Source organism: endosymbiont of Riftia pachyptila (vent Ph05) (assembly GCF_000224455.1).
Classification (GTDB): Bacteria; Pseudomonadota; Gammaproteobacteria; order Chromatiales; family Chromatiaceae; genus Endoriftia; species Endoriftia persephonae.
On record NZ_AFOC01000111.1, the window covers coordinates 1 to 9,740 of the forward strand.

Genomic DNA, 9,740 nt, shown 5'->3' on the forward strand with positions numbered 1-9,740 from the left:
TTGGATACTCTAGGCGCAAGATACGAGTTTATGACTTGATCAGAGGCTCCCTAATGAATGACTTTGTCGAAAAGGCCCGAGCCTATGCCACTCAGGCCCATGCGCGCATCGATCAACGCCGCAAATATTCCAACCAGCCCTATGACGAGCACCTGAAACGGGTTGCTGAATTGGTGGAAGAGGTCAGCGATGATCCGCAGATGATCGCGGCCGCCTGGTTGCACGATACGGTGGAGGATACACCCGCCACGCATCGTGATATCGAACGTGAGTTTGGTGCCGGGGTGGCGCAACTGGTGGATGAGCTGACCGATGTGAGCCGCCCCGGTGACGGCAACCGGGCGCTGCGCAAGGCTCTAGATCGGGAACATATCGCGCGTGCCTCGGTGTCGGCGAAGACAGTCAAACTGGCCGACCTGATCGACAACTGCCGCGATATTTGTCGGCATGACCCGCGTTTTGCCCGGGTCTATCTGGCTGAGATGGAGGCGCTGCTGCGAGTTCTGCAGGAGAGTAATGAGACCCTGTTGAAACGCGCCCACAAGGTATGGAACCGTTGCCGGGAACGGCTTGGCGCGGAGAAGGAGGCGTCTCGCCATGAGTCTGAGATGTTTGCGCGTCACACTCAGAATGCTAGTTTTGACCAGTGGCGGGCGCTTCGCCTCTTCACCGAGTCTTTCAGCGCCAGTGACATTGCCGAGCCGCTCGGTTCTTTCGACAGCGATACCTCGGCGATCAAGGCCCACGAGATCATGCTTTCGAAGGGATGGTCGGTCGCCGGCCTGCGCGAAGATGGGGTGGTAGAGGGGTATATCCTGCGGGATGACCTGCAGCGTGGTTACTGCGGTGACTACCGCCGCAGTTTTTCGCGGGGACAGCTGGTGCGGGGTGATGCGCCACTCTCGGACGTGATCTATGTGCTGACCCGCCACGCCTCCTGTTTCGTAAATATCATCGGCGGTACCTCGGGCATCATCATCCGTGAGCATATCCAGAAACCGATCGTGCGCATGTGGCTGTTCGGCATGATCACCATCATCGAGATCAACCTGGTGAAGCGCATCGAAGAGAGCTACCCGGATGAGTCGTGGCAGTCACAGCTCAACGATGGCCGTCTCGACAAGGCCAGAGAGATGCAGCAGGAGCGGCAGCGGCGCGGCCAGATCTCTCGTCTGATCGATTGCCTGCAGTTCTCTGACAAGGCACAGATCCTGATCAAGGATGAGGTGCAGCTGGCCTGGATGGGCTTCGATTCGAGGCGGGTGGCAAAAAAGGCCCTCAGAGATCTGGAGTCGTTGCGCAACAATCTGGCCCACTCCCAGGATATCGTCTCCCACGACTGGCCACAGATCGCCCGCATGACTCAGCGCATCGAGTTTCTGATGGGATTCGGGGAGGAGTGAGCTCCTTCCCGGGATTGTGTTAGAAAGCGCAGCCGGTAGCGTTCCTGTGCTGATTTGTCATATCAATACCAGATCGAGAGGTAGAGTCGCAGCACATTGGCGGAGAAGTCGTAGAGCGGCTCTTCGCCCACCGGCCCCGGTTGGCTGAGGTCACGGAAGTCCTGATAGTCGAAGAAGAGGAAGTTGTAGGAGAAGTTGAGAGTGGCGCTGTCGACCAGCTTCCAGTCGTCACGAAGCAGTTTGTAACTCACCCCCAGTCCCACCGAGTGGCTGCTGAAGCTGCTCAGCTCCTTGTCCCGTGCCATGTAGTTCTGCGCTTGGGCGAGCGGAAACAGGTCGCTGTAGAAATCCGCCGCGCTCTGAGTGTAGTAGCGATAGCTGAGGTCGAAGGTCCAACGGTCCTGGATTGGCTGGGTATAGCCCAGCTCGGCGTTGTGGGCGTTGATGCCCCAGGTGTCGGTAAAGAAGCGGTACTCCCCGGAGAGCGCCGCCCGGTAGGGCAGATGGTAGCGCAGTCGTGCCGCCAGTGCGTTGCTGGTGCGGGTGTTGGGATAGATCTCGGGCTCGTAGCTGTAGCCCTGCGGGTTGGCCGGGTCGAGGTAGCGTACCGAGCGGTAGGGGTTGTTGAGATAGCCCTGGTCGGCGATGGTCTCCCAGGTGAGGGCGAACAGGGTGTTGGCCGAGACCACCTGACTCAGCCCCAGGGTGAAGCTGTTGCGGGTGATATCCTCGCTGAAGCCGGGGTCGCCGTTGCGCCGCACCTGGTCGCTGCCTCGGCTGTAACCGAGGGTGACGTTGGTGAGATCGCCGAACATCTCCTGACTGATGCTGAAGTGGAAGGTGTCGGCGCTGTAGTCGCTCTCCTCGCTGTTGGTATAGCCGAGGTTCATCAGTGAGTTGCCGTGCAGATAGTCGATCGAGGCGCTGGTCTCGGTACGCTCCTCGCTGTAGGGGCTAGCGCTGGTCACCACATCGATGGAGGCGCTGGAGATGGCGTCCACATAGTAGTTGGCGGAGACGGAAATGCTTTCGCCGAACTGCTTGCGCGCCAGGATCGATGGACCGCTGATCGTCACTCCGCCACCGTCGTAGCGGTGGTACATGGCATCCGCCCGCTCCTCCGGTAGCTGTGCCGCCAGCAGCGGCAGGCTCATCGTCAGGGTGGTGCCAAATAGAATTCGCTCAATTACAGCCACAACCGCCTCCCTGGCCGCCCTCGGCCCCGCGCGCCGCCTCGCGCGCCTGATAGACATGCTGCATATAATTGTTGGCCACCGGGTTGCGGCTGAACTGCATAATCGGGTCGGCCAGCCTGGCCCGTTCGTAGGGTTTGACCCAGGGTTCCACCGTGCAGCCTGCCAGCAGCGCTAGTGCCAGGGTCGACAGAATCATCGTTCGCATCGCCTACTCCCCCACCAGCAGCCGGATCTGCTCCTGATAGGCCTCTTCGTAACCGGGCTGATAGCCTTGGTGAATGAAGCGCTGATTGCCGTCCCGATCGATTAGCAGGGTGGTGGGCATCGCCGCCACCTCATAGTTTTTGCTGACCTGGTTGTCACTGTCGAACAGGATCGGAAAGCTCACTCCCAGCTCCTTCGCCAGCTTGCGTGCCTTGGTGCTCTCCTGTTCGACATTGACCCCGAGCAGGGTGAAACCGAGGGGCCGGTAGCGCTGATAGAGCGCCTCCAGCAGTGGCATCTCCTGCCGGCAAGGGCCGCACCAGCTGGCCCAGAAGTTGATCATCACCACCTCGCCGCGCAGTTCGCTAAGGCGCAGGTTCTCGCCGCTGAGGCGCTTCAGGGTGAAGTCGGGGGTCGGTTGAGCCGCCCGCACCGGGCTGATAAACAGCAGCAGGGCCAGCAGTATCAGCTGATGGGAGATTCTGTTGGGTTGTTTCATGGTGATAACTCTCTAAAAGAAGATGCTCAGCCCGCCGCTCAGCTCGATGTTGTGGGTGGTCTTCTCCTCCCCCAACAGATCGCTGCTGAACAGCTGGTCACGCAGGTCAAGATGTAGTGCGAAGCTGTCGCTGAGCAGCAGCCGGTAGCCGAGGCCGAGGTTGATGCTGAAGTGGTCGTCGCCGGCGAAGGTGGTGCTGCCGGCCCCGCCGATCAGATAGAGCTGGCTGTTGAAGGCCCGGTCACGACCGATGAAGACCTCCCCAGGCAGCAGGTTGTAGCCCACTGAAAGGTTATAGTAGGTGAAGTTGCGCTCGCTGTTGGTGAGCAGTTGGGCGCCGCCGCTGAGCAGCTCGTAGCTGGTTTTGCTAGCCCGTGAGCTGGCGAGGCCTGCCTCGAGGAAGAAGTCCTCAGTGAGGTGGTAGTTGAGGCGCACTCCATAGACTGGGTTGGTGCCGAAGTCCTCGATGCTGAGGGCGCCGGCGAACAGGCCGATCTCGAAGTCTTCGGTGTCGATGGCCGGCTCGACGATTTCGCGGCGCGGCAGATCGGGCTCGATTATCGGCTCCGCGCCCAGCAGGCTCACAGGTTGCCAGCAGAGCAGCCCGGTGATCAGAAGAAGAAAGCGACGCCTAATTTCCATTCCGAGTACTCCTCGTTGTCGTCACGGCTGGTGAATACCAGTCGGTGTTTGTATTCGCCGCGCAGCATGAAGCGGCGTCCTAGATAGAACTTCGCGCCCAGACCGACGTTGGCGGTCTGATCGGTGCGATCCTCGCTCTGCACCAAGGTGCTGTGTGGGCGGGTGTGGATCAGGCCGGTGCCTATGGTGAAGAAAGGCGAGACTGGCCACTCCGGAAAGGGTTGGGCGAGCAGGTTGATGTCCGCCATCAGCTGACTGGAGAAGTCGCCGAGGGCGTGGGAGAGCGACAGTTCTGCCGACAGGTTCGGTGAGAAGGCGAAGCCGCCATAGCCGCTGAGCAGTGCCGCACCCTCCAGATAACCACCGAGCAGCCCAGCCTCCCAGCGGCGCTGACGGAAGTCGGCTAGACGCAGCGTATCCAGGTGCAGTGGCTCACCCAGGCTGTCCAGGTTGCCACTGAGCTGCTGCAAATGGACCCAGCCCTCCACTCCTTTGCGGGTGCGCAGCTTGAACCAGTCGGTGCGGCGCATCAGGATCTCCACCCGTTCGCCCCGCGCCACAGCATGGAAAGCGGGGAAGGCGCGTCCCGGGCCGGTCTGCAGTTCGATAAACGGCGCACTGATCTCTACTTGGCGATACTGCTGCTCAGCCGCTGCTGGCAGACAGAGCAGCCACAGCAGCAGCCAGAGTAGTGAGCGATTGCAGCGGTGAGAGGGCATCGACTCACTCATCGCGCGGGATGTCGAACGGGTTGTTCCAGTACTGGGCGCCGATGTCGAGCCACTCCGACAGCAGTCGTAGCTCGGCTGGGCTCAGATAATCGGCGTGGGAGCCGCCAGCGGCGAACCTGTCAAAAAAATAGCTGCCCAGGGCGGAGCCGGCGCGCATCGAAGGGCCGGGGGCGGCTACCGACACCAGTAGCGGGATCGGCTGGCCTGCCTCGTCGAGGATCGGGTTGCCCTCACCATCGGTCTCGAACAGAGGGTTGCCGAGCTCGTCGGTGGCCGCTAGCTGCTGGTCCTGCAGCAGCCCGTCGCGGATCTCCTGGGCGTTGTCGGGGAACAGCAGCTCCCGGTAGGCCTTGAAGTGATCCGGCTCGGCATCCGAGGGGCCGTCGCTCAGGTCGAGCTGGGCGGCGGGCAGTTGCAGTGCACTGTTGTCGTCGGTGGTGGCGTGGCAGCGGCTGCAGGTCTGGTCTTCGATGAGCTGTCCCTGAGCGTCGAGCCGCTGGCGGGGCAGGCTCCAAAGCGGATGGATATGCGTCTCATAGTGGATCACGCTGCGGCAGAGGCGAGACCAGCGCTGCTGGCAGGCCTTGCTGGCCGGGGCCGGGCTGGTTAGATCAGTGTAGCGGTAGCTGAAGACGGGGTCTTTTGGCTGCACTGCGGGGTCGGTCCAATGGTCCTCGAATTGCAGATCGACGCTGGGGGTGATGGCGGCGCAGTCGCTCTGGCAGCTGATCCGGCCCCGTGCCTGGGCCATGGTCTCGCCCTGATTGGCCCAGATCGCCGGGTCGCTGTTGGGAAACGGCAGGCCATCGCCTAGTGCGCCGGAGTTGAGCGCTGCTGGCAGGGCATCCTGACGGGCATGGGGCACAGGGCTGGCCGGATCGTGGCAGCCATGGCACTCCAGGCTCTCGCCGGGGCGCAGCTGCAGCCAGTGGTCGTGGCGTGGGCCGACACGCCGCCCTGCCCGGTCAAGCAGGCTGAAGCTGAAGGGGGTGTCAGCGGGCACCCGGATACTCACCGAGCCGTCGGGTTCGATGGGGACGTAGCCGAGGATCTCGCGCATCCCCAGCTCGCGGTTACGGCCGAAGGCGCTGTTGGGAGATCACCAGCAGATTGCGCTCGGGCAGGGCCACCGGCTTGTAGAGGCGCAGGAAGCGCAGTGGGCGCTGGTCCGGTCTGGTCTGAGTCGGATCGGCCAGGGTTGTGAGGTCGGGTTCGGCACTGTCCTGGCCGTCCAGATCGTAGACGCTGCGGATCTGCAGCAGGCCGACCCCGGCATCGACCATCTCGCCGTCCAGCCCGACCCCGGCAGCCTTGTCGAAGATGATCGTCGGTGGGGTGCGCACCTGTAGCGCCACCATCTCTTCATAGATCACCCCCTCCTGTGGGGTGAGCAGTGGTTGTTGAGTTGCCTCGGTTGGGTCGTAGACGTAGAGGCCGTAGAGCGGAGGGGCCTCCTCTGCCTGAGGATCGGCCAGATTTTCCTCTGTGCAGGGCAGGGTGTGCTCGCCGATGCGTAGTCGGCACTGGTTCCAGCTCAACAACAGCCGGTCGGTGCCGTCCCAGAGCGGGAAGGCGTCGCGGTAGCGTCCGCCCGGTGAGGGGGCGTTGTCGGTGCGTACCAGGTTGACGGTAGCAGGCGGCTGGGCAGTGCCCGGCGCGGCCTCGCCGCCTATAAGGGGGCGGTCGTGCTCGATGAAGTTGTCGATGTCGATGCGCACCAGGTCGCCGCCGCCATTCAGTCCATTGAACGGCTTCAGCAGTGTCAGCAGACCACCGTCAGGCAGCTCGCGGGGGCGCAGGAACTGCACCGCTGCGCCGTTTGTGCCGGTGGCGTGGCTGTTGGCGCCGTAGAGCAGCTGCAGCTCAGTGCCGTCCGGGTTCATCTGATAGAGATTGATCGCATCGCCGCTGCTACGCTGCCAGCGGCTGAACACGACTCGGCCGTCGCTCAGTACCGTGGGGTCGAGATCGTGACTCTGGTTGAAGGAGATCTGCTGGATGTTGCTGCCGTCGGCGTTCATCAGATGCAGCACGAAGATTGGCTCCTGGCGTGCCTCGTTGAGTGCCGGGTATTGCGGCTTGCCCTCGTCAAGTAGCAGCGCCTTGGCGCTCTTCTGGCGGCTGGAGCTGAACAGGATCCGCCCGTCCGGCAGGTAGTGGGGGGCGATGTCGTGGCCCGCTTCGGCCAGGGTGTCGGAGGGGATGATGCGCCGCAGGCTGTGGTCGGCGCGACTGTACTCCCAGATGTTCCAGCTTGGCTGGTCGGCCACCTCCGCACCTTCGATCTGTGGCAGGCGCAAAGAGAATAGCAGCCGTTCGCCATCGTAGGAGGGCTGCAGATCGCGCACGTCGCCCAGCCCGCCAGTGATGTTGTGGGTGAGGCTGATCTCCGCTGCGCTGGGTGAGGCGCGCTCGCGCAGATAGAGATCGGCGCCAGCGCTGAAGGTGATGAGTCGGCGCACATCCTCCTGCTCGATAGCCTCGGCAGGCCGTTTGATGTAGGCGAGCGGGTAGTCGACCACCACCGGATCGGGGGCCTGGCCCTCCCCGCCACAGCCGGCGAGCAGCATCAGTGCCAGCAGGCCGGCAAGGCTGCGATTCAGGCAGGCGAAGTAGTACATCCGCTGTTGGTCCCCGTCTTTATGTAATGAATAGGTTGAAAATTAAACTGCTTGCCTGCAGGCCGGCTAATTCCTAATGGTGTTCAGGGTTGGAGCTGAATTGCTTGGTGTTTATTTCTCAATTTAATGGCCGGAAACGCAGATTAATTAATCTGTAAAAAGCTGAGCTAATTATGAATGGGGGGCGTGGAAAAAACTGCAAACATAATCACAGCGGCCAGGGTGGAAGTTAAATGCTCGTCACAGAAGCATCTTCTGCTTGCACGCATGATTTATATCAAGCCGTATTGAGGTCTGACTTGAGTAAAACGTCAGCGTTATAAATGGCGGCTTGCTGACTAAATAAAAGATTAAATAATGTCAGCATGGACAATATCTTAAGTGAATATTATTGCTGGTTTCAGAGTGTGATGAAGCTATCTGTTAATTGGGTAGTCAGTAGCAGAATGCAGGTGTTTTGTTAATTGCGTTGTGCTCGGGTGATGAGGCGTTCTTTAATTGCCTGTGACCTGGTTGGTAATTATTAATGCGCGTTCATGTCGGTTCAAAAAGGGAGACTTCGTGCTGGTTTTTTAATTATTGATGCCGTTCTGTCTGGCATTTTTTGTGTCGGCAGGGAGCCAAAATAAACGACGACAATTGCGCGATAAATAGAGATGAACAGAATTTTGGATTTGATGGGCGGTTGGCGACCAGCCATCGCTGATCTGTTGCTGGGGGGGATGCTGATCGGTCTGATCCTCTCCCCGCCGTTCTTGCAGGCGGGGGTGAAGGAGCAAGCGCGGCGTATCCACGACCGGCTCGCCGGCGTGCCGCCGCAGGCATCGGTGCTGGCACAGATGGAGACGCAGATCAGCGCCAATAACGATCCGCTGGCAGCCGCCTATCTGGCGATGGAGCATCCGGCCTTCTACGACGTGACCCTGAAGAACTTCGCTGCCCCCTGGACCAACGAAGAGCAGAGCCTGTTCGTGCCGCTCAACGATTACAGCGCCACGGTGATCGGCATGGTGCGGGACGAGGTGCCGTTCAATCAGCTGCTCTCGGCCGATCTGCTCTATCAGGGCGACCCGGCACTGGGCCTGCCGCCCTACTCACCCGCCAACAACGATCACTACGAGGCCCTGGAGACGAGCGGTGTGCCGCTCAAGGATGCGCTGGTCGCCGCCCCCCAGTCGGATCTCAACGGTTTGCCCGCTACCGCCACCGCTGGTGTCATCACCAGTCGGCAAGCGGCCCGGGCGTTTTTTATCGCTGGCACCAACCGGGCGATGTTCCGCTTTACTCTGCTCAACCATCTCTGTCTCGATCTGGAGCAGGTCAAGGACACCAGCCGCGCCGCGGACCGTGTCCGCCAGGATATCCCCCGCAGCCCCGGCGGTGACAGCCGCCTGTTCCTCAACAACTGTGTCGGCTGCCACGCCGGTATGGACCCGCTGGTGCAGGCCTACGCCTACTACGACTACGACGAGGCCGCCGGGCGGCTGCTCTACACCCCCGACCAGGTGCGTCCCAAATACCTGATCAACGCCGACAACTTCAAACCGGGCTATGTGACCCCGGACGACCAGTGGGACAACTACTGGCGCGCCGGCCCCAACGCCTTGCTCGGCTGGGACTCGGCCCTGCCGGGTAGCGGCAACGGCGCCAAATCCCTCGGTGTGGAGCTGGCCAACAGTCAGGCCTTCGCCAGTTGCCAGGCGAAGAAGGTCTTCAAGGCGGTCTGCCTGCGCGAGCCGGTGGACAGCGCCGACCACGCCCAGATAGCTGCTATGAGCGACTCCTTCCGGGCCAATAACTACAGCCTGAAACGGCTCTTCGCCGAGTCGGCGGTCTACTGCCGGGGGGAGTGATGCGATCAGCCAATCTAATTAGAGGGGCCAGTCGTGGCTCGCTCATTCTCAGCCTACTCGCTGGCCTGCTGCTGGGTGGTTGCATGGAGGGGGTCAGCACTACCGCCAATCTGCAGACCCAGGCTCCGGCGCAGGACGGCTACAGTGGCCCGGCAGCGCGCACCGACGATGCTCAGGCGTTTCGCCTCCACCTCTGGGAACCGCTGCGTGCCACCAACCGCTGTGGCGCCTGCCATAGTGTCGGCGGGCAGTCGCCCCAGTTCGTGCGGGATGATGATGTCAATCTCGCCTACAGCGCGGCCAATCCGCTGGTCGATCTTAGCGCCACCGCCGACTCGCGCCTGGTTAGCAAGGTCGGTGCTGGCCACAATTGCTGGCTCGACAGCGATGCCGCCTGTGCCGCGGTGATCACCGCCTATCTCGATGCCTGGGCCGACAGCACCAGCATCGGTGATGGGCGCCAGATCGAACTCAAGGCGCCGCCGCTCAAGACGGTAGGTGATTCGCGTATCCTGCCAGACGACCCAACGTTGTTCGGCGCCACCCTCTATCCGCTGCTTACTAGCCATTGCGCCGAGTGCCACTGGGAGG

9 protein-coding genes and 1 pseudogene are annotated in these 9,740 nt (G+C 61.6%); 3 read left to right on the plus strand and 7 right to left on the minus strand.

Annotated elements, in window-relative coordinates:
• Positions 1 to 53: 53 nt before the first annotated feature.
• Positions 54 to 1,403, plus strand: a complete 1,350-nt coding sequence (locus RIFP1SYM_RS14185) for an HD domain-containing protein (protein ID WP_006474549.1) — start codon at positions 54 to 56, stop codon at positions 1,401 to 1,403.
• A 62-nt stretch (positions 1,404 to 1,465) separates the two neighbouring features.
• On the opposite strand, the gene RIFP1SYM_RS14190 is transcribed toward RIFP1SYM_RS14185, so the two are convergent.
• Genes RIFP1SYM_RS14190 through RIFP1SYM_RS16620 form a run of 7 tightly spaced genes read right to left on the minus strand, consistent with a single transcriptional unit; the run spans position 1,466 to position 7,296 of the window.
• Complete coding sequence (locus RIFP1SYM_RS14190) at positions 1,466 to 2,599, minus strand: DUF3570 domain-containing protein (RefSeq protein ID WP_005965979.1); 1,134 nt, start codon at positions 2,597 to 2,599, stop codon at positions 1,466 to 1,468.
• The gene (locus tag RIFP1SYM_RS14195; protein ID WP_005965981.1) at positions 2,586 to 2,804 is read right to left on the minus strand and encodes a DUF4266 domain-containing protein; all 219 of its coding nucleotides are present in this window, start codon (positions 2,802 to 2,804) and stop codon (positions 2,586 to 2,588) included. The genes RIFP1SYM_RS14190 and RIFP1SYM_RS14195 overlap by 14 nt, the downstream gene beginning before the upstream one ends.
• 3 nt (positions 2,805 to 2,807) lie before the next feature.
• Entirely contained in the window at positions 2,808 to 3,302 is a 495-nt protein-coding gene (locus tag RIFP1SYM_RS14200; RefSeq protein ID WP_005965982.1) for a TlpA disulfide reductase family protein, read from the minus strand.
• Between the two features lie 12 nt (positions 3,303 to 3,314).
• The gene (locus tag RIFP1SYM_RS14205) at positions 3,315 to 3,944 is read right to left on the minus strand and encodes an outer membrane beta-barrel domain-containing protein (RefSeq protein WP_005965983.1); all 630 of its coding nucleotides are present in this window, start codon (positions 3,942 to 3,944) and stop codon (positions 3,315 to 3,317) included.
• The gene (locus RIFP1SYM_RS14210) at positions 3,914 to 4,675 is read right to left on the minus strand and encodes an outer membrane beta-barrel protein (protein WP_005965984.1); all 762 of its coding nucleotides are present in this window, start codon (positions 4,673 to 4,675) and stop codon (positions 3,914 to 3,916) included. Before RIFP1SYM_RS14210 ends, RIFP1SYM_RS14205 begins: the two co-directional genes overlap by 31 nt.
• Complete coding sequence (locus RIFP1SYM_RS16615; RefSeq protein WP_005965985.1) at positions 4,668 to 5,735, minus strand: HzsA-related protein; 1,068 nt, start codon at positions 5,733 to 5,735, stop codon at positions 4,668 to 4,670. Before RIFP1SYM_RS16615 ends, RIFP1SYM_RS14210 begins: the two co-directional genes overlap by 8 nt.
• Positions 5,736 to 5,748: 13 nt before the next feature.
• A complete protein-coding gene (locus RIFP1SYM_RS16620; protein WP_005965986.1) occupies positions 5,749 to 7,296 on the minus strand; it encodes a TolB family protein in 1,548 nt (515 codons plus the stop codon).
• A gap of 656 nt (positions 7,297 to 7,952) precedes the next feature.
• Here RIFP1SYM_RS16620 and RIFP1SYM_RS14220 point away from each other — a divergent pair.
• A complete protein-coding gene (locus tag RIFP1SYM_RS14220; protein ID WP_005965987.1) occupies positions 7,953 to 9,149 on the plus strand; it encodes a hypothetical protein in 1,197 nt (398 codons plus the stop codon).
• Positions 9,149 to 9,740: pseudogene (locus RIFP1SYM_RS14225) on the plus strand (LamG domain-containing protein); the annotation flags it as partial. The gene RIFP1SYM_RS14220 and the pseudogene RIFP1SYM_RS14225, both read left to right, overlap by 1 nt.

Excerpts from the sequence above, each read along its gene's own strand:
- RIFP1SYM_RS14185 (WP_006474549.1), top strand. The coding sequence starts at position 54 with ATGAATGACTTTGTCGAAAAGGCCCGAGCCTATGCCACTCAGGCCCAT.
- RIFP1SYM_RS14195 (WP_005965981.1), bottom strand. The coding sequence starts at position 2,804 with ATGCGAACGATGATTCTGTCGACCCTGGCACTAGCGCTGCTGGCAGGC.
- RIFP1SYM_RS14200 (WP_005965982.1), bottom strand. The coding sequence starts at position 3,302 with ATGAAACAACCCAACAGAATCTCCCATCAGCTGATACTGCTGGCCCTG.
- RIFP1SYM_RS14205 (WP_005965983.1), bottom strand. The coding sequence starts at position 3,944 with ATGGAAATTAGGCGTCGCTTTCTTCTTCTGATCACCGGGCTGCTCTGC.
- RIFP1SYM_RS14210 (WP_005965984.1), bottom strand. The coding sequence starts at position 4,675 with ATGAGTGAGTCGATGCCCTCTCACCGCTGCAATCGCTCACTACTCTGG.
- RIFP1SYM_RS16615 (WP_005965985.1), bottom strand. The coding sequence starts at position 5,735 with ATGCGCGAGATCCTCGGCTACGTCCCCATCGAACCCGACGGCTCGGTG.
- RIFP1SYM_RS16620 (WP_005965986.1), bottom strand. The coding sequence starts at position 7,296 with ATGTACTACTTCGCCTGCCTGAATCGCAGCCTTGCCGGCCTGCTGGCA.
- RIFP1SYM_RS14220 (WP_005965987.1), top strand. The coding sequence starts at position 7,953 with ATGAACAGAATTTTGGATTTGATGGGCGGTTGGCGACCAGCCATCGCT.